The sequence below is a fragment of the Sorangium sp. So ce1014 genome (assembly GCF_051521505.1).
In the GTDB taxonomy this organism is placed as follows: Bacteria; Myxococcota_A; Polyangia; order Polyangiales; family Polyangiaceae; genus Sorangium.
In genome coordinates this window covers 5,662,125-5,688,319 of record NZ_CP150356.1, presented here as the reverse complement: position 1 = coordinate 5,688,319, position 26,195 = coordinate 5,662,125, and the positions used below count along the sequence as shown (strand labels likewise).

At 69.6% G+C, this 26,195-nt stretch carries 17 protein-coding genes; 8 read left to right on the top strand and 9 right to left on the bottom strand.

Going from position 1 to position 26,195, the window contains the following annotated elements; translation table 11 throughout:
- Positions 1 to 19: 19 nt before the first annotated feature.
- From WME75_RS21675 to WME75_RS21655, 5 genes are all read right to left on the bottom strand, one after another.
- The gene (locus WME75_RS21675) at positions 20 to 2,806 is read right to left on the bottom strand and encodes a hypothetical protein (RefSeq protein WP_437493968.1); all 2,787 of its coding nucleotides are present in this window, start codon (positions 2,804 to 2,806) and stop codon (positions 20 to 22) included.
- A 356-nt stretch (positions 2,807 to 3,162) separates the two neighbouring features.
- Complete coding sequence (locus tag WME75_RS21670) at positions 3,163 to 4,704, bottom strand: NCS1 family nucleobase:cation symporter-1 (RefSeq protein ID WP_437493965.1); 1,542 nt, start codon at positions 4,702 to 4,704, stop codon at positions 3,163 to 3,165.
- Between the two features lie 230 nt (positions 4,705 to 4,934).
- Entirely contained in the window at positions 4,935 to 5,885 is a 951-nt protein-coding gene (locus WME75_RS21665; RefSeq protein ID WP_437493962.1) for a PAS domain S-box protein, read from the bottom strand.
- Positions 5,886 to 6,170: 285 nt separating this feature from the next.
- Complete coding sequence (locus WME75_RS21660) at positions 6,171 to 6,650, bottom strand: SRPBCC family protein (RefSeq protein WP_437493959.1); 480 nt, start codon at positions 6,648 to 6,650, stop codon at positions 6,171 to 6,173.
- A gap of 2 nt (positions 6,651 to 6,652) precedes the next feature.
- A complete protein-coding gene (locus WME75_RS21655; protein WP_437493957.1) occupies positions 6,653 to 6,976 on the bottom strand; it encodes an ArsR/SmtB family transcription factor in 324 nt (107 codons plus the stop codon).
- Positions 6,977 to 7,120: 144 nt separating this feature from the next.
- On the opposite strand from WME75_RS21655, the gene WME75_RS21650 reads away from it, so the two are divergent.
- Positions 7,121 to 7,855: a TetR/AcrR family transcriptional regulator gene (locus WME75_RS21650; RefSeq protein ID WP_437493954.1), complete on the top strand. Its 735-nt coding sequence runs from the start codon at positions 7,121 to 7,123 to the stop codon at positions 7,853 to 7,855.
- Between the two features lie 6 nt (positions 7,856 to 7,861).
- Positions 7,862 to 9,076, top strand: a complete 1,215-nt coding sequence (locus WME75_RS21645) for a cytochrome P450 (protein ID WP_437493951.1) — start codon at positions 7,862 to 7,864, stop codon at positions 9,074 to 9,076.
- A 74-nt stretch (positions 9,077 to 9,150) separates the two neighbouring features.
- Here WME75_RS21645 and WME75_RS21640 read toward each other — a convergent pair whose 3' ends face one another.
- Both WME75_RS21640 and WME75_RS21635 read right to left on the bottom strand, forming a co-directional pair.
- Positions 9,151 to 11,886 carry a bifunctional acetate--CoA ligase family protein/GNAT family N-acetyltransferase gene (locus tag WME75_RS21640; RefSeq protein ID WP_437493948.1) on the bottom strand — a complete coding sequence of 912 codons (2,736 nt, stop codon included), beginning with the start codon at positions 11,884 to 11,886 and terminating at the stop codon, positions 9,151 to 9,153.
- 295 nt (positions 11,887 to 12,181) lie between these two features.
- Positions 12,182 to 13,009: a TetR/AcrR family transcriptional regulator gene (locus WME75_RS21635; protein WP_437493945.1), complete on the bottom strand. Its 828-nt coding sequence runs from the start codon at positions 13,007 to 13,009 to the stop codon at positions 12,182 to 12,184.
- A 1,138-nt stretch (positions 13,010 to 14,147) separates the two neighbouring features.
- Here WME75_RS21635 and WME75_RS21630 point away from each other — a divergent pair.
- Entirely contained in the window at positions 14,148 to 17,498 is a 3,351-nt protein-coding gene (locus WME75_RS21630; protein ID WP_437493943.1) for a glycosyl hydrolase 115 family protein, read from the top strand.
- A 227-nt stretch (positions 17,499 to 17,725) separates the two neighbouring features.
- On the top strand, positions 17,726 to 18,799 hold the full coding sequence (uxuA, locus tag WME75_RS21625; protein WP_437493940.1) for a mannonate dehydratase: 1,074 nt from the start codon (positions 17,726 to 17,728) through the stop codon (positions 18,797 to 18,799).
- On the opposite strand, the gene WME75_RS21620 is transcribed toward uxuA, so the two are convergent.
- On the bottom strand, positions 18,724 to 19,968 hold the full coding sequence (locus WME75_RS21620; RefSeq protein ID WP_437493939.1) for a hypothetical protein: 1,245 nt from the start codon (positions 19,966 to 19,968) through the stop codon (positions 18,724 to 18,726). The genes uxuA and WME75_RS21620 overlap by 76 nt on opposite strands.
- Positions 19,969 to 20,295: 327 nt before the next feature.
- Positions 20,296 to 20,769: an SH3 domain-containing protein gene (locus tag WME75_RS21615; RefSeq protein ID WP_437493937.1), complete on the bottom strand. Its 474-nt coding sequence runs from the start codon at positions 20,767 to 20,769 to the stop codon at positions 20,296 to 20,298.
- A 645-nt stretch (positions 20,770 to 21,414) separates the two neighbouring features.
- Here WME75_RS21615 and rnk point away from each other — a divergent pair.
- The 4 genes from rnk (at position 21,415) to WME75_RS21595 (ending at position 26,147) form a co-directional block, all read left to right on the top strand.
- Positions 21,415 to 21,837 carry a nucleoside diphosphate kinase regulator gene (gene rnk, locus WME75_RS21610; RefSeq protein WP_437493934.1) on the top strand — a complete coding sequence of 141 codons (423 nt, stop codon included), beginning with the start codon at positions 21,415 to 21,417 and terminating at the stop codon, positions 21,835 to 21,837.
- A 262-nt stretch (positions 21,838 to 22,099) separates the two neighbouring features.
- Positions 22,100 to 23,080 carry a mechanosensitive ion channel family protein gene (locus WME75_RS21605; RefSeq protein ID WP_437493931.1) on the top strand — a complete coding sequence of 327 codons (981 nt, stop codon included), beginning with the start codon at positions 22,100 to 22,102 and terminating at the stop codon, positions 23,078 to 23,080.
- A gap of 57 nt (positions 23,081 to 23,137) precedes the next feature.
- A complete protein-coding gene (locus WME75_RS21600) occupies positions 23,138 to 24,775 on the top strand; it encodes a protein kinase domain-containing protein (protein ID WP_437493929.1) in 1,638 nt (545 codons plus the stop codon).
- A 73-nt stretch (positions 24,776 to 24,848) separates the two neighbouring features.
- Positions 24,849 to 26,147: a PEGA domain-containing protein gene (locus tag WME75_RS21595; protein ID WP_437493926.1), complete on the top strand. Its 1,299-nt coding sequence runs from the start codon at positions 24,849 to 24,851 to the stop codon at positions 26,145 to 26,147.
- Positions 26,148 to 26,195: the final 48 nt, after the last annotated feature.

The following is a 26,195-nucleotide window of genomic DNA, read 5'->3' as shown; positions in this document are numbered from 1 at the left end:
GGCGGATCCGGGGTCAGCCTCAGGGCGTGCTCGCCGGATCCGCCGGATCGGTCTCCGCGTCTTCCTCGTCGCCGTCGAGCGCTCCATCTCCGTCGCGGTCGATCGCCATCCGCACCCCCGAGCCGGGCGGCGCGCACGTATAGGTCAGCGGGCTCCCCGCGGTCGCGCGCTGGCGCAGCGCCGCGTCGCTGATCGCCGCCTGCGCCGCCCTGCTCCGGCGGAACGTGCCGTCGCCCTGGTAGAGGAAGCCCACCTCCTCCTGGCGCACGCGGCGCTTCACCACGAGATCGCACTCGCCCGCGCCGGCGCGCGCGATCAGGAGATCCACGCGCTGCCCGGCCGCCGTGTCGCCGGCGCCGGCGAGCGTCGCCTGCTGGCCCACGATGGGCGCCAGGTTTGTGTCGAAGGCGTGCAGAAACGAGGTCACCTGCCGGCGCAGCACGTCGCCTGGCTCGCCCGGAGGGAAGCCGGCGATCCCGGGGGCCTCGTTGAAGCCGGCCTGATCGTCGAAGCGGAAGACCGTATCCACCGCCCCGTCGTGGGCGACGCCGAACCCGCGGATCTGATCGCCCATGAACTGGTGATCTCGGTTGTTGAAGCGGGGGTTCTGCACCATGCCGAACATGCCCACCTTCTGATAGACGTTGCGCAGCTGGGCGACCTTGAAGCTCTGGAAGATGAAGTCGAACGTGTAGCGCCCGTCGGTCCCGAAGAAGCCGGGGAAGGGAACTCCATGCTCGGCGTTCCCCGCGGGATCGAGCACATGGCACGTGCTGCACGCGCCGCCCGGCTCGGTGAAGAAGGCCTTGCCCGCCGCCTGGTCGGGGGTGAGCGTGTTGTCCAGCGAGCGAATGGGGTTGGGCGGATACATCACCTGGAGGATGAAGTCGGTGAACGCCTGCATGTCCGCCCCGGAGATGGGCGCGCTCCGCCCGAGCAGGCCGACGAAGGCGACATTGAACTTCTTGAACGCGGCGTCCTCGTCGAAGGTGCCGCTGTCCGGCTGCGCGCTCGGCGCGTCGTTCCCGCCGGTGCGGTCTCCCCGCCAGTGCATCGGACCGTGGTTGGCCATCCCGCGCAGGCTCTGCGTCGTCATCGGCCCCTTGAGGGCGGCGAACTCGGCGGGCTGACCGAAGAGCGCTGGATCGAGCACGAAGGGCCCTGGCATCGGCGTGGTGACCGCGTCGGGGTCGCCGAGGTCCCACGCCAGGCTGTCGACGTCGCCGTCGACATGGCAGCTCGCGCAGGCCGAGTCACCGTGGCTCGACGAGAACGAGGCGTCGTAGAGGAAGCGCCGGCCGCTGACCACGCTCTCCGGCTCGGGGCTGTACATGGGCACGTGCGCGATCTCGGCCCGGTCCTTTGTGTCGATGATCGAGATGGAGTTGTCGAAGCGCGTGAGGACGTAGAGCTGCTTGCGCGCCTCGTCCAGCACCACGCCGGTCGGCCCGCCGCCGGAGACCGGGATCTGGCGGGAGAGCTTGGGCACGAAGGTGTCGGCCTCGAGCGCCGCGGTCGAGAAGACGCCGATCTTGTCCGAGCCGAGCGCGGCGACGTAGAGCTTCTTTCCGTTCCCCGAGACGGCCATGCCCTGGGGCAGCGCGAGGCTCTTCCCGTTCTCGGCGCTCGGGATCGGGGCGCAGCACGTGTTGTAGTCGATGTGCTTGTTCAGGTGCCGTGGGGCCACGCCGCCCGTCGCCGGATCGAGCACCGTGATGCGGTTGTGGTTGAAGCGGCCGCGCACGCTGTGGCCGGCGAAGACGCCGGCGCCCTCGAAGCGCTGCTCGTTGAACGCCTCGGTGTTGGCCACGTAGACGCGCCCGTTCACCGGGTTGACGGCCATGTTGTAGAGGACCGTGCCGACGCCCTGGAAGGCGCCCCCGGCGCCCGCGACCGGCGCGGGCGGGTCGGCCATGGCGTCGAGGACGAAGACGTCCTTGTCGGGCAGCGCGAAGTTCACCTTGTCGTCCCAGGTTCGATTCAGCTCGTCCACCCAGTGCTGGCCGTCGAATTTGACGATGAGGGGGGCTGACGGCTGCGCGGCGCTGGCGGCGTTGGTCGTCGGCGGGGGCAGGCCGTGGCCCAGGTTCACCAGGTTGGTCTCCACCACGGTGGTGCGGTTGCCGGAGTGGAAGGCCGCCGCGTAGACGCGCGCGCCGTCGGGCGTGGCGGCGAGCGCGCGCGGCGTGTCGCTGAAGAGGGTGATGACGGTCAGCGGCGCGGGGCTCGGGCTCGCCGCGGAGAAGACCCAGACGTCGGCGCGGCCCACGCCCGGCGTGGTGAGCGCCGGATCCACAGGGCTGTTCTGGCCGCGGTGCGCGGTGGTGATGAAGGCGCGGCCCTTGCCGGCGCCGGCGAAGACGATGTCGCGAGGCTCGTCGCCGACGAGCAGGGTGCGCACCACGCGGGCCTTCCTGGGCCTCGAGACGTCGACGACGCTCACGCTGTCGGAGAGGTGGTTGACGACCCAGACCTCGTCGTCGCTGCGGGCCGCGACCGCGACGGGCTCCAGGCCGACGGCGACCGAGCCGCGGTGCACGAGGCTGCCCCGCCTGACCGTGAAGATCTCCAGCCGGTTATCCGGCGTGTTGACGGCGAAGAGCGTCGATCCGTCGGGCGAGAGGGCGAGAGGGCGGACCTGGCCGCTCTCGAAGAGGGTGTAAGGCCGGGGGGCGGTGAGCGCGCTCGGGGCGCTCGCCGTCGCGGGGGATTCGTCGACTACCGGGCTTTCTTCGACCCACGTGCCGTTGTCGCCGCAGGCGGCGATGGCGAGCGCCGGGAGCGACAGGAAAACGAGCTTCATCATGGACACCTCGGAGGCTGAAGGAACATTCAATGATGACATAAATGTGCATCCTCCGATCAAGTGCGAAGTGTAGAATTATGATGAGGTTGTTTGATAAGACACTTTTCTAGGGTGAGAGCCCCTCGTGGGAGGAGCGCTCCATGAGGCGCTACAGGTCTTCGATGGTAGGGGTATGACCCACAGCAACGACGCAGACGGCGCAGTCGGCGCAGTCGGCGCAGTCGGGAAGACGTCTTGTCGCCGTGGTGAGGGAGCGCGCGTCTCTTCGACGGTGCGCATCGCGCGCCGGGGGCGCGGCCTTCGCCGCCGGTTTCAATGGATGGTGAGATCTCGCGCCTCGGGTCGGGCAGCGAGGATCAAGCCGCGGCGCGCCTGGCCGGGCGACGCATCAGCGTGAGGGCGACGTAGACCACGAACGAGATCGCAAAGCCCGAGAACCACGCGTAATGGTAGAACTCCATCCATGCGCCGGGGACCGTCACGACGTGGATGGTGCCGAGGAAGCCAGGCAAGTTGGGCAGGATCCCGGCGACGAGGGCGACGATCGCGATGGGGTTCCACCCGTGCGTGTACCAGTAGGGCCCCTCCCGCCTGTAGAGCTGGACGAGATCGAGCTGGGTCCTCCGGATCACGTAATACTCTGCGATCAGGATCGCGCCGACGGGGCCGAGCAGCGCCGAGTAGCCGACGAGCCAGGTGAAGATGTACCCCGTGGGGTCGCTGACGAGCCGCCAGGGCTGCATCAGGACCCCGATGACGCCGGTGATGAAGCCGCCGGTACGGAAGGAGATCCGCGACGGCCAGAGGTTCGAGAAGTCGTTGGCCGGGCTCACCACGTTCGCGGCGATGTTTGTCGCCAGGTTGGCGATGCTGAGCGCCGCGAGCGAGACGATCAAGACGATGGGGCTCTCGAAGCGAGCGAGCAGGACGACCGGGTCCCAGAGGGTCTCGCCGTAGATGACGACCGTGGCGGAGGTGACGGCGACGCCGATGAACGAGAAGAACGCCATGGTGGGCGGCAGGCCGATGGCCTGCCCGAGGGCCTGATCGCGCTGGGAGTGCGCGTAGCGCGTGAAGTCGGGAATGTTGAGCGCCAGGGTAGACCAGAAGCCGACCATCCCTGTCAGCGCAGGGAGGAAGAAGCTCCAGAGCTGGCCCTCCTTGGGTTGCCCCGCCGCGAAGGCCGACGGCTTCTCGAGCATGGGGCCGAACCCGCCGGCGCGGTTGTAGGCCCAGAGGAGCAGCAAGAGGCCGAGGCCGACGAGCAGGGGCGCCTTGATGTTGAGCAGGATCCGGATCGACTCGATGCCGAGGTGAATGATCCAGAGGTTGATGCCCCAGAACAGCAGGAAGCAGACGAGCTGGGGGGTGTTGATGCCGAGCGGCGTCGCCGGCATCTGCTCGATCGAGGGCATGAAGACCGCGACGATCTTGTAGATGGCCCACCCGCCGAGCCATGTTCCGATCCCGAACCAGCCGCAGGCCACGAGGGCTCGTAGCACCGCCGGCACGTTGGCCCCTCGGACGCCGAAGGCGCTCCGGCAGTAGACGGGAAATGGAATGCCGTACTTCGTGCCCGCGTGCGCGTTGAGGATCATGGGCAGGAGCACGATGATGTTGCCGAGGAGTATCGTGAGCTCGGCCTGCGCCCAGCTCATGCCCTCGGCGATCAGGCCCGAGGCGAGCATGTACGTGGGCGTGCAAGCGCACATGGCTACCCACAGTGCGGCGATGTCCTTCGTCCGCCATTTGCGCTGATCCAGGCGCACGGGGGCGAGGTCTTCGTTGATGTAGCGGGAGTCGAACTCGCCTTCTGTCCCCTGGACGCCGTCGCTGGCTCTTGCGTCGTGAGCAGCGGGGTGCACGTCGGAGCGGGCGGTCGTGTGCGTTTGCGCCATAACCGATGAAGATACCACGCAGGATGGGAGACCGGATACCGGATAGAGGAGAGGTGCAGCGCCGGGCGCCGCGCGTGCTTCCTCGGCGCTTGGGCTCGGCGCTTGGGCTCGGCGCTTGGGCTCGGCGCTTGGGCTCGGCGCTTGGGCTCGGCGCTTGGGCTCGGCGCTTGGGCTCGGCGCTTGGGCTCGGCGCTTGGGCGCCGGGCCGCCTGGAGGCGCCCTCCGGGGCTCTAGCGGGACGGCCGTCGACGATCGGCGGGGCCGCGCCGCAGGGCGAACGCGATCCCCTCCTTCAGGGTCCGAAGCGTCACGATGTCGCCTACACTGACGCCCTGCGCGACAAGCGTCTGCGCGATCCGCGGCTGGATGCCGGTGAGCACCACCTGGGCGCCGAGGAGCCTCACCGCCTTGGCCAGCCGGATCATCGCCTCGGCTACCTGGGAGTCGATGACCCCCACGCCGGTGATATCGAGGACCACCGTCGTGGCGTTGTGCGCGACGACCCCGTGGAGGAGGGTCTCGAGCGCCGCCGTGGCGCGGGCGCTGTCGAGGAAGCCGATCAGCGGCATCGCGATCACCTGATCCGCCACCGGCATGAGTGGGGCCGACAGCTCGCGAACCATCTGTTCGAGCCTCATCGTCTTCTCCGCCACGCGCAGCTCGAGCTCGGCGTTGAGGCGCTTCACCTCGTCCTCCGCCTCCCGGCGATCGGTGACGTCGACGCCGATCGCCTGGAACTCGGCGTGCGTCCCCCCCTCGCCGAGCGGGGCGCGGTTGGTCCAGTGCATCCAGCGGATCGAGCCGTCGGGGCGCACGACCCGGTGCTCGGTATGGACGATCGGGTTCCCGGGGCCGAGCTTCGCGAACTGCTGATCGAGGAGCCGCTGGTCCTCGTCAGGGACGAGCGGCGTGAAGTGATGGCCGACCAGCTCCTCCCGCGTCTTGTCGAAGTACCGGCAGTACACGTCGTTGACGAAGGTCAGCGTGCCATCCATCCGGAAGCGGCAAATGAGCTCGGTCTGGTCCTCGACGATGCCCCGGTAACGGGCCTCGCTCTCCCGCAGGGCGACCTCCACTCGCTGCTTCTCGGCGAGCTCCTGCTCGAGCTCGGCATTGCGCCGGCGGAGCCTCTCCAGCTCCGCCTCTGCTGTGGTGCCAGTTCTCGCATCGCCCTGGTTCATGATCCCCGTGGCCCTTCGAAGCGCCGACGGACAGCGGCGCGTTCTCCGCCAGCCTACCAAACTGACGGCCGTCCTGGGCGAACTTCGGCCGCCGGCTCGTTGCGCGCAGCGTCGCCGATCGCCCCGCACGACGCCGCTCGGTTGGCGCACCCGAGCGCACCGTTGCGCAGCATCGTGGTTGAAGGCGGTGCCGGTGTTACTGCCAGTCGGGACCCCTTCGTGAAGGCAGATGGGCTGGCTGGGGACGAGGGGACGCCTCGGGGGAAAAGCGGTCGCCGTAGCGCATCAACTCGACGAGAGCGCGGGGAGGATCTCGGCGAGGCGCTCGAACGTCTCGCGCATGCCGGCCTCCATGCCCGACTGCAGGTGCGCGTCGCGATCGGCCTGGGACTGGTAGACGATCCTGCTCGTCAGCGTCGTCTTCCCGTCGTGCTCGTCGTACGTCGCCGTCGCGAGCATCTCGTGGCCCGGCCCCAGCGGCTCGTAGTTCTCGGTGCACACGACCCGCTCCGGCCGCACGATCTCGCGGTACACGCCCGTGAACCCGTGCTCGCTCCCGTCGGGCGCGCGCAGGACGTAGCGCCATCGGCCACCCACGCGCAGGTCGATCTCGCAGACCGACATCGTGAGGACCCTGAGGCCGTACCAGCGCTTCACGTGCTCTGGCGTCGTCATCGCGTCGAACACGATGCGCCGCGGCGCAGCGAACGTGCGCGTGATGACGATCTCGCGATCCGACCTGACTTCCAGATTCGTCGTATCCACCTTCACCTCTTCTCTTCGTTGCGCTGGATCTCGGCCAGCAAGTCGTCGAGCTGCTCGAAGCGCGCGCCCCAGATGTCCCGGAAGCGCTCGAGCCACTCGCTGAGCTCGCGCAGCGGCGCCGCGCGCAGCCCGTAGATGCGCTGTTGCGCGCGCGGCCGGACGTCGACGAGCCCGGCGTCCCGGAGGACGCGCAGGTGCTTCGACACTTGAGGCTGCGCGAGCGGCAGGCGGTCGCAGATCTCGCCGACCGGCCGGGGCCCGGCGCGAAGCAGCTCCACGATGCGCAAGCGGGTCGGATCTGCGAGCGCCGCAAACGTTTCGAGCATCGTGCGGATGATATTCCTCGATCGATATATACTTGTAAAGGAATATAACCGTCAGGTGCTGGAGCCTACGCTTTACGCTGTATGACCTGTTGACGTTTGACCAATTTTAAAATCTGGTCATGATTCGAGCAACGGAGGGCGCTGGTGGCCGACGGAGATTTCTCGAAGCAGCGGCAGCGGGCCGAGCGGATCCTGGATGCAGCGGCGGAGCTTGTGCTCCGCTGGGGGTACAAGCGCGTCACCATCGACGAGGTCGCCAGGCGGGCGAACATCGGCAAGGGGACGGTCTACCTGCACTGGAAGACGCGCGAGGCGCTCTTCCTCGCGGTGCTCGCGCGCGACGCCCTGAGGATGTTCGACAGGTTCGCCGCGGCCATGCGCGAGGATCCGGCGGAGCTCCTGCTTCACCGCGTGATGCGGAGGAGGCTCCTCTTGCTGGAGGAGTTTCCGCTGCTGCAAGCGCTGTTCACCCGTGACACCGAGGTGCTCGGCAACCTCGTCAGCGAGAGCACGGCGCGGCCGCTCCAGGCCCACAAGTTCGCTTATCTACGCGAGTACTGCGGGCTCCTGCGGTCGCACGGCCTGCTGCGCGCCGACGTGGATCTGGGCGCCCAGCTCTATGCGATCAACGCGGCGGTGCTCGGCTTCTACCTGCTCGATCCGCTGCTGCCGGCCGAGGAGAGGCAGCCGATCGAGGAGAGGGCCGAGATGGTCGCCACGATGGTGCGCAGGGCCTTCGAGCCCCCCGATCCCCCCGACCTCGACGTCCTGCGCGCGCTCGCGCCCGGGATCATCGACCGATTCGAGCAGCTACGCGCTCACTACGTGCAGTTCTCACAAGGCAACACCACCTCAACGCGGGAGAGCCCCGAGGAGTGATCCGATATGAGCACGACCGACGTGACCCCCCAGCCGAGCCAGCCCACCCTGGACGCCTTTCTGACGTGGCTGCGCAATGCGCGGGAGGTGAGCCCGGTTCTTCACGACGAGAAGCAGCGCACCTGGCAGCTCTTCGGCCACGCGGAGATCCTCCGCGTGCTGTCCGATCCGGCGACGTTCTCGTCGGACATGTCCCGGTTCATCCCGCCGCAGGCCGACTTCGCGCTGTTCTCCAGGGGCAACTTCGCCCGGATGGACCCGCCGAAGCACCGGAAGCTCCGTGATCTGGTCAGCCAGGCGTTCACGCCGCGCGTGGTGTCCGGGCTCGGGCCGCGGATCGCGACGGTCACGAGCGAGCTGCTCGCCAGCGTCGGCGACGCCGAGCGCTTCGATCTGGTCGGGAGCCTGGCCCATCCGCTGCCGGTGATCGTCATCGCCGAGCTGCTCGGCATCCCGGCCGAAGACCGGGACGCCTTCCGGACCTGGGCGGACACGATGCTGTCGAGGGAGAGCGAGGGCCCGGGCACCCTGCCGGACCAGGCCACCATGAACCGCTTCGGGCCGGTCCTCGGCGAGATGAACCGCTACCTCCTCTCGCACATCCAGCAGCGCCGCGAGCGCCCCACGGACGACCTCATCGGCCAGCTGGTGGGCGCCGAGGTCGAGGGGCACCGCCTGGAAGACGAGGAGATCGTCGGCTTCGTCGGCCTGCTGCTCATCGCCGGGCACATCACCACGACCGCGCTGCTCGGGAACGCGATCCTCTGCCTCGACGAGCACCCCGCCGCCGCGGCGGAGCTCCGGGCCGACCCGGCGCGGCTCCCGGCGGCCATCGAGGAGGTGCTCCGCTACCGCGCGCCGTTCCCGCGGCTCGCCCGGCGGACAACGCGAGAGGTGGAGCTCGGCGGGCAGCGGATCCCCGCCGATCAGCTGCTCATGCTGTGGATCGCCTCGGCCAACAGGGACAGCGCCCATTTCCGGGACCCCGACACGTTCGATATCCACCGCAAGCCCAACCAGCACCTGAGCTTCGGGCACAGCATCCACTTCTGCCTCGGCGCCCCGCTGGCCAGGCTCGAGGCCAAGATCGCCCTGGAGATCCTGCTCGATCGGTACCGGAACATCGCGGTGGCCCGCGAGGATCGGTGCGAGTTCCACAACCCGTGGATGATGATCAGCGCCAGGCGACTTCCGGTGGACGTCCAGCGAAGCTCGCACTGACGAGGGAGCCAGCGCGCGCCGGCCGGGGGGGTTTGAACCCACCTCCCCGCCGGCCCCGCATCGCCTGGACGCCCCTACAGCACGAGCTCCGCCCTGGAGGTCGAGTCCTCCAGATCGCGGGTGATCCGGAAACCGAGCTTCTGCGCCACGCGCTGCATCTCCGTGTTCTCGGCCAGGATATCGGCGCTGATGCGGGAGAGCCCCTCGTCGCGGGCGATCTGGACGAGGAGGCTCAGGAGCCGCGACCCGAGCCCCTGTCTCTGGTGCTCGTCGCTGATCAGCAAGGCGAACTCGGAGTCGTTGGTGCCCGGCAGCTTGCTCAGCCGGCCGACGCCGATGATCTCGCGATCGGCGCCGCCCGCGGGCGGCTTCTCGACGACGAGCGCCATCTCACGGTCATAGTCCGCGAAGCAGACGCGCGTCAGCCGCTCGTGCGCGGTGCGCAGGTCGAGCTGCATGGGGTAGAAATACCGGAGCCGCACGGTGCGCTCGGAGAGCTTCTGGTGGAACTTCACCATCAGCGGCTCGTCCTCGGGGCGGATCGGGCGGATCGTGAACGCCTGCCCGTCCTTGCCCTTCAGCTCCGTCACGTACTGCGTCGGATACTCGCGGATCGCCGACGTGGGGAGCGCCGACTCGGGCGTGTCCGCCGGGTGCAGGACGACGCGCGCGTCGAGGGCGATCGCCTGCTCGGCGCTCACGGCCAGCGGGTTGATGTCGATCTCGCGGATCCATCGCTGCTCGACCACCATCTGCGAGAACCGCACGAGCAGGTGCTCCAGCGCCCCGAGGTCCACCGGCGCGCGGCCGCGCACGCCCTGGAGGGCGCGGTAGATCTTTGTCTGCTCCATCATGCGCCGGGCCAGCGTCGCGTTGAGCGGCGGCAGGCCGAGCGCGCGGTCCTTGAAGACCTCGACGAGCTGACCGCCGGCCCCGAACAGGAGCACCGGGCCGAACTGCGGATCGATCGAGCTGCCGAGGATGATCTCGTAGGCGTCCTTCAGGGCGATCATCGGCTGGACGGTCACGCCCTGGAAGTGCTGCGCGCCGGCCTTCTGCGCGACGCTCACGTGGATCTCGGCGAACGCCCGGCGGACGGCGTCGTCGTCGCGCAGGTTGAGCTTCACGCCGCCCACGTCGGTCTTGTGCGTGATCGTCGTGCTGTACAGCTTGAGGACGGCCGGATACCCCATCTGCCTCGCGGTGGCCAAGGCCTCCTCGACGCTCCGGGCGATGGCCGTCTGCACCGTCGGGATGCCGTACGCCGCCATGAGCTGCTTCGACTCGAACTCATCCATCAGCGTCCGGCCCGACGCGCGGACGGCGGCGATGAGCGCCCCGGCCTTCTCGCGATCGACGTTCAGCGCGCGCTCATCCATGCTCGGCGTCTCGTACAGGGCGCGCAGGTTGTACGCGTAGCGGGCCATGGAACAGAACGCGCGCGCGGCGATGTCGGGGTACTCGAACGTCGGGACCCCGGCGCGGTTCAGGATCGATTTGCCCGCCTCCACCTCGACGCCGCCCATCCAGCTGGCCAGGACCGGCTTGCCCTCGACGTGCGCGTGCTTGCGCAGGGCCTCGGCGGTCTCGGTCGATTCGGTCATGTCCTGCGGCGTGAGGATGACGAGCACGCCGTCGTTGTTCGGATCCCTGGCGCAGATCTCCAGGGCCCTGGCGTACCGGTCGGCGCCGGCGTCGCCGAGCACGTCGACCGGGTTGTTGCGGCTCCAGGCGGCGGGGAGGAAGCTGCTCAGCTCGCCCAGGATCTCGGGCGAGATCGGCGCCAGATCGCCGCCGTGGGCGACGAGCGCGTCGGTCGCCAGGACGCCCGGGCCGCCGGCGTTCGTGACGATGCAGAGGCGGTTGCCGCGGGGCCGCGGCTGCTTGGCGAGCGTCTCGGCCATCGAGAACAGGTCCGCGATGTCGTTCACGCGCAGCACGCCCACGCGCCGGAACGCCGCGTCGAGCACCTCGTCCGAGCCGGTGAGCGAGCCGGTGTGCGACGCGGCCGCCTTCGCCGCCGCCTCGCTGCGGCCGGGCTTGATCACGATGATCGGCTTGTTCAGCGCGACCTCGCGGGCGGCCGACAGGAACGAGCGAGCGTCACCGATCGACTCCATGTAGATGAGGATGCTGTTCGTCTTGGGGTCGTTGCCGAGATAATCGATGAGATCGCCCCAGCCGACATCGAGCATCGAGCCGATGCTGACGAACGCGCTGAAGCCGACCTGCTCCTGGAGGCTCCAGTCGAGCACCGCCGTGCAGAGCGCGCCGGACTGGCTGATGAACGCCACCTTGCCGGGCCGCGCCTGCCCCTTCGCGAACGTGGCGTTGAGGCCGCCGATCGGGTTCATGACACCGAGGCAGTTGGGCCCGATGATGCGCATCTTGCCGCGGGCGCGCTCCATGATCTGCTGCTCGAGCTGGACGCCCGGAGGGCCCATCTCCTTGAAGCCGGCGGAGATGATGATGGCGCCGCGGACGCCGGCGTCCACGCACTCGCCGAGGAGGCCCGGCACGCTCGCGGCGGGCGTGACGATGACCGCCAGATCCACCTTGGCCGGAACGGCCGCGATGTTCGGGTACGCCTTGATGCCGAGGACGCTGGACCGCTTGGGGTTCACGGGAAAGACCGTCCCGCCGAACGGGTTGCTGATCAGGTTCCAGAGGAGCGTGCGGCCGACGGCGCCGCTGTTCTCGGTCGCGCCGATGACGGCGACGTTCCGCGGCTTGAAGATCGGGTCGAGGCTCTGAAACTCCTGGCGAAGCACGTCGTGGGCGCGGTCGGTCGTGGGCAGGGAATCAGGCATGACGCTCCTCTGGAGGCTCGCTTGGCGGTCGGTGCTGCGGGGGCTTGTCGGCTCGCCGCCCGGCGGCGACGGCGGCTGTCATGCCACGGGGCCGAGCCGGACGCACTGGACGTCTCCTGAACGATGATCGATGCAGTTTCCGTGCCTCAGGAGCGGTTCTGTTCGGCTGGCGGGCTCGGCCATCGAGCTGCCGTGGACTCGCCATCTCGACGGTCCGCGCTGGCCGTCAGACCGCCGATCAGGGGCGGTTCGTGGAGCCGTGGAGTCGAATGCCGCTCGATGGCTCCTCTCTCCCTCACACCTGGCTCATGCCCTGTCGCCCGCGCCGCTCCGAGATCAGGAGCGAGACGGAATCAAGGATGCGCTCCACGCCGAAGCGAAACGCGTGCTCCGGGCTCGACGCCCCCTGGTACGCTTCGCCCGCCGATTGCCCGACGCGCGTCGCCACGGGGAACCGCCTCGCGTCGATGACCTTGTCGAGCAGCGGGGCGGTGGCGACCCACCACTCCACGTCCGTCATGCCGCTCTCCTGCCGGGTGCGCCTCGCGCTCGCCTGCGCTCGCGCCGTGCCCTCGACGTGCGTGAGGAGGAGGGTGAGCACCGAATCCATCTCCACGTCGGTGAGGCCCAGGCCGTCGAGCGGCCGCAGCTCGGCCTCGTACTTGAGCGAGGCGTTCGGGCCGATCACGGGGCGCCCCTTGACGAGCTCGAGCAGCCATGGGTGCTTCTGGTAGAGCTCCCAGTTGCGCGCGGCGATGGTCTCGAGCGACCCGCGCCACCCCCCCGGCTGCCGCGAGGGCGCGTCGACATCGTCGTAGAGGTCGCCGAAGACTGTGTCGACCATGAGATCGGTCAGCTCGGCCTTGCCGGGAACATGTGTGTAGAGCGACATGGTCCCGACCTTCAGCTGGTCCGCGAGGTGCCGCATGGAGACGGCCTCCAGCCCCTGCGCGTCGGCGAGCTCGATCGCCGCCGACACGATGGCGCGCACCGTCAGCCCGGACCGCCCGGGCTTCCCGTGAGAGCCCCAGAGCAGCGCGAGGCTCTTCGCCGGGTCGGCCGCGCGCCGCTCGCCCTCGCGCTGCACGCGCTTTCTGGCCGGCTTCGTGGGGCCCTTCGTCATCGCGTCGCCCCTGGAATCTCGGGCTCGACAGCGACCTGCCCAGCCGTACCGTGTATGGTACGCATCACGGAACGCCGCATCTGGGGAGTATGGGCGGGAGCGAAGCAGCGCGTCAACGCAAGACGTCGCTGCCGGGCCAGCCTCCATCACGGGGCAGTCCCTGGCCGGAGAGGCCTGCGTGCCGCCGCGCCACCGCGCCACCGCGCCGCCGCGCCGACGCGCCGCCCGTCGCCGGAGCCACCGGGCCGCTGCGTGTCACGCGCGGCTTCCCGTGCCCGGCCAGCGGGTGTAATAGCGGGGTGTGCCTTGCCTCGTTCCTGCCCAGCGCCCTCTCGCCATCGCTCGCTGCGCCTTCAGGGACGATCCCGGCGGCGGCTCCGGTCCGAGCGGCGCGGGCGCAGCCGGCGGCGGCACCGGGACGGGGGCAGGCGGCGGAGGGGAGGGGACGACAGAATGATTCGACGATGTCAAGAGCGAATCACCGCGCCCGCCGCAGACGACAGGAGATCCGTTGTGCGGTCCGCTCACCCTCCCGGAAGAGCGATGAGCCATCGATAACCTCTCCACGTCTCGAAGGGCCGCCTCCGGTCCACCGCCTGCGGTGGCTGGCATCACGAGCTTGGGAGTGGCGAGCACGTGAGAGACAGGGAAGGCAGGCAGTGCCGGCCGCGAGCCGAGCCGCGCAGATCTCGGCGATCTGCCGCCCCGGCGGGCGTTCTTACGCGTCGTCGATGATGCCAGCGCGATGAGGGTTGCGTTGCTTACATCCTCCTCCGATAGCGTCGATTGTGAGATCAGGTCGGCCCTTCATGGGAATAGGTACGACGCCTAGATTTCATCAGATTCGTTTGGTTACTTACGGGCTCGAAGGTCGTCATGGTTGGAAGAATTTTCCAGCCGTGGTCGACGGGTCCGCGGCTCCGTCGATTCAACACGAACCGGACCACTGCAGGCGCACGCCTTCGAGGGACATCGGTCATTGCACACGAGCAGCCTGCCTCAGCGCCGGATGACACGGCCGGCGCCGGACGCGGGCGAGCCGACCACACCGGTCAGCCGCATCAACGAGGAAAACACCGTTATGAGCTATGCACGAATGGGCATCAGAGAGGGTCGAATCGGACCCTCGCTACTCTGCTTGTTGCTTCCCCTGTCGCTCGCCACGCTGACCGGCTGCGGGTCGGACGGCGCGAACGGCGGGCCGGGCGAGCAAGGTCCGCCGGGGGAGCAGGGGGAGCCGGGGGAGCCGGGGGAGCAGGGGCCGCCGGGAGAGAACGGCGGGTCGGACGAGCCCGACCTGCCGGCAGGTGCGGCCGGCCCGGGCAAGTACGTCTCGAGCGAGGGTGGAGCGGATCGTTTTCCCCTGGCCGTGAACGGCAAGGTGGCTCCGCTGGTGGTCAGCTCCACCGATTACGACGGTGTGATCCGCGTCGTGAACGACCTGGCGGCGGACATCCAGCGGGTGACCGGCGCCGCGGCGACGGTCGTTCCGGATGAGATCCCGGAGTCGGCGACCGAGGTGGTCCTGATCGGCACGCTGGGCAAGAGCCCGCTCATCGATCAGCTGGAGGAGGAGGGGAAGCTCGACGTCTCGGGTGTGACCGGGAAGTGGGAGACCTTCGTCACGCAGATCGTCGAGGACCCGGTGGAGGGCGTGGAGCGGGCGCTCGTGATCGCGGGCAGCGATCAGCGCGGCGCCATCTTCGGCGCGTACGACCTCTCCGCGCAGATCGGCGTGTCGCCGCTGTACTGGTGGGACGACGTCCCGCCCCAGAGGAAGCACGCGCTGTACGTGCTGCCCGGGCTTCACACGCAGGGTGAGCCCGCCGTGAGGTTTCGCGGCTTCTTCATCAACGACGAGAACCCGGCGACAGGCAACTGGGCAGCCAAGATGTTCGGCCCGGGCAAGGCGCCGAATCAGCCGGGTGGGCTCAACCATTTCTACTGGGAGAAGGTCTTCGAGGCCGCGCTCCGGATGAAGGCGAACTACATCTGGCCCGCCGTGTGGGGCCGGGCGTTCGGCGAGGACGACCCCGACAACCACAAGACGGCCACGCGCTACGGCATCGTGATGGGGACCTCGCACGAGGCCCCGATGATGCAGGGCATCGAGGAGTGGAATCGCCACGTCGTCCCCGAGGTGAAGGACGCGAGCGGCAACGTCGTCACGCCGAAGACGGACCCCTACGGCGGCACCGGCGACTGGCGCTTCTCGGTCAACGCCGAGGCGCTGAAGAAGCACTGGACCAAGGGCATCCAGCGGATGGTCGACGAGAAGATCGAGGGCGTCGTGACGCTCGGCATGCGCGGCCCGGGCGACGTCAGCCTGGCCCCGGAGGACGGCATCCCGCTGATGGAGTCGATCGTCGCCGCCCAGCGGGAGATCCTTGAAACCGTGACCGGCGAGGACGCGGAGACCATCCCGCAGGTCTGGACGCTCTACAAGGAGATCCAGGGCTACTGGGACGCGGGCATCCGCGTGCCGGATGACGTCACGGTGGTCTGGGCCGACGACAACTGGGCCAACATGAAGCGCCTGCCGAAGCCGGGCGAGCAGCGGGCCGGCGGTTACGGCCTCTACTACCACTTCGACTACGTCGGCGGCGGCCGCAACTACAAGTGGGTCGACACGACGCTCCTGCCCAACGTCTGGGAGCAGCTCCACCTCGCCTACAGCTACGGCGTGGATCGGCTCTGGGTGGTCAACGTCGGAGACTTCAAGAACGAGGAGCTCCCGCTCCAGTTCTTCCTCGACTACGCCTGGAACCCGGATCGCTGGCCGGTCGAGAGCATCGGCGAGTGGAAGCGGCAGTGGAGCGAGCAGCAGTTCGGCCCGGACTACTCGGACATCATCGCCGACATCCTGCACAGCTATTCGCAGCTGCAGTCGGATCGCAAGCCGGAGCTGACGAACCGGAAGATCACGGTCGATTACGACGTGCTGCACAGCGCGCCGACGACCACGGTCCCGGACCCCGACACCGCCGCCGTCACGTACAACGACAGCGCCAGCCCGTTCAGCCTCACCAACTACCAGGAGCTCGAGCAGGTCGCGGACGAGTGGGAGTCGCTGGCCTCGCAGGCGGAGTTCGTGGCCCAGCTGCTGCCGCACGAGGCGCAGGACGCCTATTTCCAGCTCGTGCTCTACCAGGTGAAGGCGACCGCCAACCTGTATGCGCTGCGCCTGGCGGGCTTCAAGAACCGGCACTACGCGGCGCAGGGGCGAGCGGCGACCAACGACCTGGCGGTCATCGCGGAGGCGCGGCTCCAGGACGACCTGGCGCTCTCGTACTACTACAATCACGACCTCGCCGACGGCAAGTGGGAGGGCTTCCAGACGCAGCCTCACATCAGCTACGGCGCGCCTGGCAACCCGTCCTGGCAGCAGGCCGAGTACCAGTACAACAACATCCAGGAGTTCATCTGGCCTGAGCTCGTGTCGATCGACGTCCCCGCGGCGGCGGAGCTCGGCGTGGCGATCGATGGATCGAGCAACTACTGGACGGCGGGCGGGGCAGGCGACGCGAGCGAAGAGCTGCCCGTGCTGCCGACGTTCAGCCAGTACCAGACGCAGCCGGAGCAGTACATCGAGGTGTTCAACCGCGGCAGCGAGCCGCTCGAGTACACGATCGAGGCCGCGCTCCCCGTCGCGTGCCCGGCCGGCTGGGCCGGCTGGGGCGGGGGCGCCCCGTGCCCGCCGTGGCTGAACGTCTACCCGAGCCATGGCGTCGTCGACAAGGAGGTGCGCGCGACGGTGCGGGTGGACTGGACCCTCGCTCCCACGACGTACCCCAACCCCGCGGATCCGACGCAGCAGCTGCCGCTGGAGTTCCCGCTCGACATCCCGATCACGGTCACCGGGTCGGATGGAAGCTCGGTGGTGGTCACGGCTCGCGTCGACGACCCGCGGAAGATCGAGTGGAAGCCCAACCGCTACATCGAGGCCAACGGCTATGTGTCGATGCTCGCGGATCACTACAGCCGCGCGGTCCAGACGGAGGAGATCTGGTGGAAGCGGCTTCCGGACATCGGTCGCACCGGAGCGGGGATGACGCCGTTCCCGGTGACGGCGGAGGCCCAGGAGCCCGGTGACGATTCTCCCCGGCTGGAGTACGACATGCACCTCACCAGCAGCGGCGAGGTGACGGTCTGGGTGTACGTGTCGCCCAGGAACAACTTCCAGAACTGGGAGGAGGGGATGCAGTACGCCGTGTCGATCGACAATGGCGAGATCCAGCCGGTCAACATGACCTATGCCGTCGAGCTCAACGGCAATGGCAACAAGATCTGGGAGAGGCACACCTCGGACAACGTCAACATCATGCGCACCAAGCACACGATCAACGCGCCGGGGGACCACGTGCTGAAGTTCTGGATGGTCCATCCGGGCGTGATTCTCCAGAAGATCGTGGTGGACGCGGGTGGCGTGAAGGACAGCTACCTGGGCCCGCCTGAGAGCTACTGGATGGGCAAGGGACTGGGACAGTAGCAAGTCGGCTGGTTGCTACCTTGGAGAGCCCGCCGTGCACGGGGTGCGCGGCGGGCTCTCGCCGTTTGTGCCCGCCCGCTTTTTGCGCCCGGGATCTCTTGGCTCTGCTTCCAGCTCGCTGTACGATGCCAGTGCCCGCAGCGCCGAGGCCGCGCCGCTCGGCCCCGGAGGTCGACCCGGCCACGCGCGCTCGCGAGCCGAGGACGTCGCCCGAGGAGATCGCAACGATGAAGATGACCTTTCGCTGGTACGGAGAGAACGACCCCGTCAAGCTGGAGTACATCCGCCAGATTCCGGGCCTGTACGGCGTCGTCTCGGCGATCTACGACGTGCCGGTGGGCGAGGTGTGGCCGGTCGAGAAGCTGCAGGCGCTCAGGGCGCGCATCGAGGGCGTCGGGCTGAAGTTCGATGTGGTGGAGAGCGTGCCGGTGCACGAGGACATCAAGCTCGGCAAGCCGACCCGCGAGCGCCTGATCGACAATTTCTGCCAGAACATCCGCAACTGCGCGGCCGCCGGCGTGAAGGTGATCTGCTACAACTTCATGCCGGTCTTCGACTGGACGCGCACCGAGATGGCCATGGAGCTGGCCGACGGCTCGCTGACCCTGGCATTCGACGCCGGGGCCGTGGCGAAGATCGACCCGGAGCAGGGCATCGCGCTGCCCGGCTGGGACAGCAGCTACAGGCCCGAGCAGCTCCGCGCCGTCCTCGGCGAGTACAAGAACATCGGTGAAGAGGCGCTGTGGGAGCACCTCGAGCACTTCCTCCGGCGCATCATCCCGGTCGCCGAGGAGGTCGGCGTCCGCATGGCCATGCATCCGGACGACCCGCCCCGACCGATCTTCGGTCTGCCGCGCATCGTCAAGAACCGCGACGATCTGATGCGCCTGGTGAAGATCGTCGACTCTCCGGCCAACGGCATCACGCTGTGCTCCGGCTCGCTGGGCGCGGACCTGTGCAACAGCATCGAGTCGCTGGTGCATGAGTTCGGCGGCATGGGCCGCATTCCCTTCGGGCACCTGCGCAACGTGGCGGTCCAGGAGGACGGCACGTTCTTCGAATCCGCTCACCTGTCCTGCGAAGGCTCGCTCGACATGGCCGCCATCGTGAAGGCGTACCACGACGTCGGCTTCGACGGTTACGTGCGTCCGGACCACGGCCGCATGATCTGGGGCGAGACCGGCAAGCCCGGATATGGTCTGTACGACCGCGCGCTCGGCTTGGTCTACCTCAACGGCCTGTGGGAGGCGACGTGCAAGCTCTCACGCGGACCTGGCATCAAGGCGAGCGGCCCCGCATGAGCGGGTAGCGCGGCGAATTGCTCGACGACCCTCGGCAAGCTCAGGTTGACGGACGCGCCGTGGTCCGCCTCGCCGAAGTCGACAAGCTGGGTCTCGGCCCCCTGCGCATCGAGCAGCTCCTTGCAATAGTGCGCGTTCGCGATCGGCACATCGCGATCCCCGGTCGACGCATACAGATGCACGGGCACGCCGGGGCGCCAATCGCACGTGCTGTCGGCCTCCTGAAGCGCCTCGAGGAGCGTGCCCGTCGGATTCCGCAGGTAGCCCAGGAACTGCGGCGTAAAGAGCTCCTCGAGCGTCGCGGGCAGCGCGTCGAAGATCTGCTCGCCGGTGTGGTGGCCATCGAAGAGGTCCTCGACGATCTCGTCGTGGGGGGCGCGGAACGCATCGCTCGGCGCGTCGTACAGGTGGTGGATCCGGTGCCACGCGACCGTCAAATAGGCCACATAGGGCGCGACGTGCTCGATCCCGCTCGTCACGGCGGTCTCGAGCGTGCCGCTCACGTCGTAGGGCCCGCTGATCGGCGCGATCGCGCCGACGCTCAGCTCGGCGTCGGCGCCTTGCTGCAGGGCGCGGCCGAGGGCCAGCGCGCCGTTGCCGCCCTGCGAGAACCCGCTGATCAGCACGCGCTCGTCGAGGCGCCGGGCGCTCCGTTCGACGAGCGCGCGGGTCGCGCGCAGCGCGTCCACGGACGCAGTGGCCGTCGACGCTGCGTGGTCGTAAGGATGAAAGCCGGGGCCGAGCCCCAGACCGAGGTAGTCCGGCGCCGAGGTCGCATAGCCGGAGGATGCGAACAGGAATGCCGCCGCCCGATCGGGGCTCTCCGGGTTCACCGAGGCGACGTCGCGCCGGTAAACCGTCGTGCCGTGCAGCCACGCGACGACGCGCAGCTCGCTGTCGTCGTTGACGGGCAGCGCCACCAGGCCGCTTGCGGTGGTCGGCGCGCCGTCCGTGTCGATCGTTCGGTACACGATCTGGTGTGCCGCCACGCCGAAGCGCACCTGTGACGTGTCGAGGCCGAGCTCCTCCAGGTAGTCGGAGACCTCGTCGGCATCCAGCACCGCCACCGGGGTGGCGGAGATCAGGGCTCCGCGCTCCGCAGGCTGCGTCGCCGTCCCGGTCGTGGTGCATGCGCTCGACGCCGCCATGAGCGCGGTGACGCAGGCCATCGTGAGGCTGCGGCATGCGACGCGGGCTGGCGACGCATGCGGTGCGTGAACCATGAAACCGTCGCGCCGTGATGCGCGCGGCGCGGGGGTGCGGGAGGTCTTCCTTGCCATGCCCCTCTGTGCCCGGCGCTCTTCGTTTCGTTCAGAGGCCGGGCCCGGGTGGGCGTAGCAGCAGCCCAGGTCATCGTGGCGGCAGGGGAAGCAGCCCCGACGGACGAGCCACCCGGCGGCCACTACCCGCGAGCGCGGGAGACCCGCGGGCTCCGGTGCGAGAGGCGTCCTGTGCAGGTCGCCTGTTCGACTGGCGTGCTCGTGGCGGGCGACACCTCACGACGAGCCGCCCGCGTCATCGGGCTTCTTCATGCCCCAGGCCAGATCCTCACGCACCCAGCCCTTCCCGCCCTTGACGTCGACGACCTGGAGCCAGCGCCCCTTGCGGTCGAGGACCTTGAACACCTCGCCGCGCTCGGCCTGGAACGCGACCTCGGCGGAGGTCGTCGGCGCCTCGCGGACGTTGCCCCGTGCGGCCTTGATCACGATGGTCTTGACCCTGGCCAGGAGGCGATCGGCCACCCACGCCAGGTCGCCCTCGAAGTCCTTGATCTTGCACCACCCGTCCTCGCGCTCCACGATCTTGACGGGGTAGTAGCGGGTCGCGGTGAACTCGACGGGCTCACTCGTGGACGGGCCCGCGCGGAAGTTCGCCACGGGGACCTTGACGCTGAGCATCTCGGCCCGCACTGCGCTCGGGAGCGCGACGACGAAGAAGATGAGCACTGGCAGTAGCGGCCGGATGTCCAAGTTTTTCCTCCTCTGTTGATGGTCGTTCGGCAGCGACGGTCCCGGGATGAATCGATGCTGTCAAGTTTTCGATCCCGGTCACCGCGCTCCGCCCGAGGTGATGCGCACCGGCGTGCGTTCGTGCCGTCCAGCCTCGTCCGAGGGGGGCGGCGCGGCTGCGGTTGCGGGCAAGTGCCGCGCCATCGGCGGAGTCCCTGTCCCTGTCAGCGGTCGCCGCAGTGCCCCGGGCACGGACGCCGGCGGCGCGGCCGATTCGACTCGTCGGGGACATCGTGGTGGCGGCGACGCGCAGCGCCGGGAGCGCCCTGCAGCGCGGCTCGATGGCTCGAGGCGGTCCGCCGTGCTACCGTCCGCGTGGAATGAACGCCCGCCTGCACCTCGAATCGTGTCCGTGGCCTCGCCGCGGCGCGCGTGGCGCGTTCGTTCTCCCGCGGACCCGGCTGCTCTGTCCGAGGTCGCCCGCACGCTCGTAAGGGAGCGGTCTTTCGGCGCTTTTCGCCGGCCGCTCCCGGGATGAAGCGCGGCTTTCGTCGAGCGCGCCTGCGTCCGGACGGACTGACCGGGCGCGATCGACGGTCTGCTCGCCCGACGCGGGCCCTCGGCCACGGCCTGGATCGAGTCGACGACACAAGGAGATCCCTGTTCATGGCACCTCATACGAACCCCATTGTCATCACCGAGTTCGACCGCGACCGGCTCACACGGTTGCTCGAGGCCCTCCGCGAGCGGCCGGGGGCCGATCCCCCGACCCTGGAGGCGCTAGAGATCGAGCTCGAGCGCGCGGACGTCGTGAAGCAGCAGGAGGTCCCGCCGGACGTCGTCACCATGAACTCCAGGGCCCAGCTCGTCGACCTCGACACGCAGGAGGCGCTCAGCGTGACCGTGGTGTTTCCCGGGTCCGCGGACGTGAACAGCGGGCGAATCTCGGTGCTCGCGCCGATGGGGCTCGCGCTGCTCGGCTGTCGAGAAGCAGAAGAGGTGGAGTGGCCCACGCCGAGCCGAACGCGCCGCCTCCGGATCGAGCGCGTCGTGTATCAGCCCGAAGCGTCCGGTCGCTTCGACCTCTGACGCCGCTCCGATCGCTGCGCGATCCGCCACGCCGGAGGCCGGCGCCCGCTCACGACGCCGGCCTCCGCAGCGCACCGCTCGGCTCGCGGCGCCGGGATGCACGACGCCTGCGACAATTCGGCTCCTCTGCGACATCGTGTCGCACCGGCGCGCGAGCGGTCCGCCCGCCGCAGCACCGCGCGCGCCCGCCGCGGGGCCTCGCGGCCCCCGAGCTCGCTGGCATGTGGGTTGCGGACGTCCTGCGGTGGAGGTGCCATCGCTCATGCCGCAGCTCGACTCCTGGCTCGACATCACGTTCTGGCCGGACGTTCTCCGGCGCACCGTCGCGTGGGCCATCCACGCCTTGCCGGCCGTGCTGCTGATCCTGGTCCTCGCGCTCGTGCTGCTCAAGGTGCTCCACTTCCTGTGCAGGCGCGTGGAAGTGTCGTTGATGAGGCGCGGCCGCAGCGGCGACGTGAAGACGGTGCGCGAGATCGAGAAGCGCTCTGACACGTTGCTGGGCATCTTCCGGACGACCGGGAAGGTCGTCATCTGGATCATGGTGGCGATGCTCCTCCTCGTTCAGCTCGGGGTCGACATCGCGCCGCTCATCATGGGCGCGGGCATCGCCGGTCTGGCCATCGCCCTCGGGGCGCAGGAGCTCGTGCGAGACGTCATCTCGGGCTTCTTTCTGCTCCTCGAGAACCACCTCCGGGTCGGCGACGTGGTGGTCGTCAACGGCACCGGCGGTGTCGTGGAGCAGGTCGGCCTCCGGACGGTCACGCTGCGCGACGAGTCCGGGGTGGTCCACGTCTTTCAGAACGGGAAGATCAACGCGCTCTCGAACATGACCAGGGAGTGGTCTGCCGTGATGTTCAACGTGGCTGTCGCCTACACCGAGGACGTCGACAGGGTGATGCGGGTGATGCGCGAGGTCGCGCACGAGCTCCACGAGGACAGGCGCTACAAGGCGAGCCTCCTCGAGCCGATGGAGCTCTTCGGGGTGGAGTCGTTCGACGAGCAGGCGGTGGTCGTCCGCGCGCGCATCAAGACGCAGCCCGCCGAGCAGTGGCAGGTAGGCCGGGAGTACCGGAGGCGCCTCAAGAAGGCGTTCGACGCGCATGGCATCGAGATGCCGCTCCCTCACCGGACGGTCCACGCGGCCCAGACGAAGCCGCCGTCCAGGGCCGACGCGAGGGCGGCGAACGGCGCGCCGGACGGCGCGAGCGGCGCGCGGTTCGAGGGAGCCGGCGCGCAGGGCTGACGCGCTCCGCAGCGCTTGGTTTGCAGCCGGGCGCCCTTCGACCTACCCTGTGCGGCCTTGAACGGCGAGATCGTCGACCGCAAATACAAGCTTACCCGCTTGATCGGCGAGGGAGGGATGGGCTGCGTCTACGAGGCGCGGCAGCTCGATACCGGCGAGCAGGTCGCCGTGAAGCTCATCAGCGGGCAAAAGCGCCGGGAGAGCGGCACCGCCCTGGGCCGCTTCCAGCGCGAGGCGCGCGCCGCGGCAGGCATCGAGACCCCGCACATCGTCCGTCTGCTCGACGCCGGGACCGACCCTGTGACCGGTTCGCCGTACCTCGTGATGGAGTACCTCGAAGGGGAGGACCTGGGGCAGCTGCTGCACCGGCTCGGGCCGCTCCGGCCCGACGTCGCGCTGCGCGTCGTCGTCCAGGCGTGCCTCGGCCTGCAGAAGGCCCACGAAGCTCGGGTGATCCACCGCGACATCAAGCCGGCGAACGTGTTCCTGGCGCGCTCCGGCGACGGGGAGATCGTGGTCAAGCTCCTCGACTTCGGCATCGCGAAGATCAAGCCGTCAGAGGGCGGCGCGACCACCGGGCTGACCACGACCGGGAAGATGCTCGGCTCGCCGCTCTTCATGGCGCCGGAGCAGATCGAGGACATCCGCACCGTCGATTACCGCACCGACATCTGGTCGCTCGGCGTCCTCCTGTACGCCGCGCTGGCGGGGAACGCGCCTCGTCATGACATCGCCTCGATCGCGCGCCTCTTCGTCCTGCTCTGCACGGAGCCGGCCCCGCCGATCCAGGACGTCGCGCCGTGGGTCCCCCGCGAGATCGCCGCGGTGGTGCACCGCGCGCTCCAGCTGAAGATGGACGACCGCTTCCAGGGCGCGGAGGAGATGCTCGCCGCGATGCACCCGCTGCTCCCCGACGGCCACGCGCTGCGGCAGGAGGCGCTCGTGGCGGTCACCGACGGAGAGCGCGCCGTGCTGGCGCCGAGGCTCGACGTCGGCCCGGCGGCGCGCCAAGGCAGCCAAGGCAGCCCGGCGAGGGCCGACGAGGGGAGCCGGAGCGACCCGACAGGGGACGGCGGGCGCGGCCCTGCCGTGAGCGGGTCGTCCGGCGATCCGGCCGCGAGCGGATCGGCGAGCGGCGCGTCGCTGAGCTCCGCCGCGGCGCGGTCGCGGGGGCCGGCGGTCCTGCTCGTCCTCGGCGTCGCCGGCGCGATCGCGTTCCTTGCGGCGCCGCGCGCGGCGGACCCGGGCGGCGACGCCGCGCCGGCAACGAGCGCGGAGCCGGCGACCAGCGCGTCGGCGGCGGCCAGCGCGGCGCCGGCGACGCCGCCCGATGCGCTCGATCCCGCGCCCGCCGTCCTCCGGCGGGTCGCTCTGTCCGTCGCGCCGAGGGACGCCGCCGTCGAGGTGGACGGGGCGCCCGCCGAGGTGCGCGACGGGCTCGTCGAGATCGCCGGCGTGCTCGGCAGCAACCACCGCGTGCGCCTCGTCAGCGCGGGGGCCGAGCGGGTGGAGGATGTCGTCGTGACCGAGAACGGCGCGTCTCCACCGCGGATTGCGCTCGATGTCCCGGCGGTCGGACCGACCAGCGCGCCCATCGCCAGACCGCAGTCGCCACGCCGGCCGGCCCCGGAGAAGGCGCCTCCGGCAGCGCCCATGCCCGCGGCGGACCCGCTCGTCCCGAGCACGCTCCACTAGCGGGCGGCGCCCCGAACCAGGTTTCGGGAAAGGGACAGGGTTCCTGTAAGCTGCGGGCGCCGCATCCTCGACCATGCGAACCCGGATCTGCCCTCCCCGACGCGTCGCTGCGGCCGCCGCGTTGCTCCTCGCCGCGTGGGCGGCGCCGCTCTTCGCGCAGGACGCCGGACGCACGGAGCCCGCCGCCAGGGCGCCCACCGCCGGCGTGCCCGCCACCGCCGGCGCGTCCGCCGTGAAGGCGGACGCCGCGAAGGCGGACGCCGAGGCCCGCTTCCAGCGCGGCCTGCGCATGTACAGGGCCGAGGCGTGGGAGGCCGCCGCGGCCGAGTTCCTCGAGTCGCGGCGGCTCTTCCCGACCTGGGGGGCCACGTCCAGCGCCGCACGCTGCTTGCAGAAGCTCGGGCGCACCACCGACGCGCTCGAGCTCTTCGAGTCGCTCCTCTCCGACTTCGAGGACGTGCTCCCGGCCGATGCGAAGCAGGCGGCGCTCGCCGAGGTGGAGCAGCTGCGCGAGGTCGTCGGCGTGATCGCGATCGAGGGGGGCCTGCCCGGCGCGGTGGTGCTCCTCGACGGCGAGCGCCGCGCCGAGCTGCCGCTCTCGTCCCCGCTGCGCGTCGCGGCGGGCGCGCACGCGGTGCGCATCCAGAAGGATGGATTCGAGCCGTTCGAGGCGCGCGTCGACGTCCTCGGCCGCCACACGGCGCGCGTCACGGCGAGCCTCAAGGCGCTCGAGACGCGCGGGCGCCTGCGCATCTCGGAGACCACGGGCAGGCGGCTCGGCGTCGCGCTGGACGGCGTGCGCGTGGGCACGACCCCCTGGGAGGGCAAGGTGGAGCCCGGCGCGCACGTGGTCGTGCTGTTCGGGACCGACGGCTTCGGGACGCCGCAGACCACGATCTCCGTCAAGGCGGGCAAGGTCGTCGACGCGTCTCTCCGGGCGGTGAAGGCGCGCCCCATGCTCACCGCGGCGGACCCGATCGTGCTCGACTACGAGGAGGGCGCGCCCATCCCCCTCGGGTATCGCCGCGAGACGAACGCGCGCAGCGGGCTCATCACCGCGGGAGCGACCGTCTTCGGCGTCACCTACACGACCTTCTCGGTCTCGGGCTCGACGCTGGGCTACGACATCCTCGCCGTGCCGGTGGCCGGTCCGCTGATCCACGCGGCGCAGGTGGACGGAGGCGAGGTGTTCTTCGTGACCGACGCCATCCTGCAGGCGGCGGGCCTCGCGATGATCGCGAGCGGTATCCTGTTCCCGAAGACGACGCTCGTGCGCGAGGACGTCGCGCGCTCCGGCCCGCGCCTCCTCGGCGCCTCGCCCGCGCGCCTCGGCCGCGATGGCCTCGGGGTCCAGGTGGCGGGCAGCTTCTAGAGAGGGCCTCCGGAGGGAGCGGCTCTCCCTCCTGCTCCGTCGTCCTCC

Excerpts from the sequence above, each read along its gene's own strand:
- WME75_RS21675 (WP_437493968.1), bottom strand. The coding sequence starts at position 2,806 with ATGATGAAGCTCGTTTTCCTGTCGCTCCCGGCGCTCGCCATCGCCGCC.
- WME75_RS21670 (WP_437493965.1), bottom strand. The coding sequence starts at position 4,704 with ATGGCGCAAACGCACACGACCGCCCGCTCCGACGTGCACCCCGCTGCT.
- WME75_RS21665 (WP_437493962.1), bottom strand. The coding sequence starts at position 5,885 with ATGAACCAGGGCGATGCGAGAACTGGCACCACAGCAGAGGCGGAGCTG.
- WME75_RS21655 (WP_437493957.1), bottom strand. The coding sequence starts at position 6,976 with ATGCTCGAAACGTTTGCGGCGCTCGCAGATCCGACCCGCTTGCGCATC.
- WME75_RS21645 (WP_437493951.1), top strand. The coding sequence starts at position 7,862 with ATGAGCACGACCGACGTGACCCCCCAGCCGAGCCAGCCCACCCTGGAC.
- WME75_RS21640 (WP_437493948.1), bottom strand. The coding sequence starts at position 11,886 with ATGCCTGATTCCCTGCCCACGACCGACCGCGCCCACGACGTGCTTCGC.
- WME75_RS21635 (WP_437493945.1), bottom strand. The coding sequence starts at position 13,009 with ATGACGAAGGGCCCCACGAAGCCGGCCAGAAAGCGCGTGCAGCGCGAG.
- uxuA (WP_437493940.1), top strand. The coding sequence starts at position 17,726 with ATGAAGATGACCTTTCGCTGGTACGGAGAGAACGACCCCGTCAAGCTG.
- WME75_RS21620 (WP_437493939.1), bottom strand. The coding sequence starts at position 19,968 with ATGGCCTGCGTCACCGCGCTCATGGCGGCGTCGAGCGCATGCACCACG.
- rnk (WP_437493934.1), top strand. The coding sequence starts at position 21,415 with ATGGCACCTCATACGAACCCCATTGTCATCACCGAGTTCGACCGCGAC.
- WME75_RS21605 (WP_437493931.1), top strand. The coding sequence starts at position 22,100 with ATGCCGCAGCTCGACTCCTGGCTCGACATCACGTTCTGGCCGGACGTT.
- WME75_RS21595 (WP_437493926.1), top strand. The coding sequence starts at position 24,849 with ATGCGAACCCGGATCTGCCCTCCCCGACGCGTCGCTGCGGCCGCCGCG.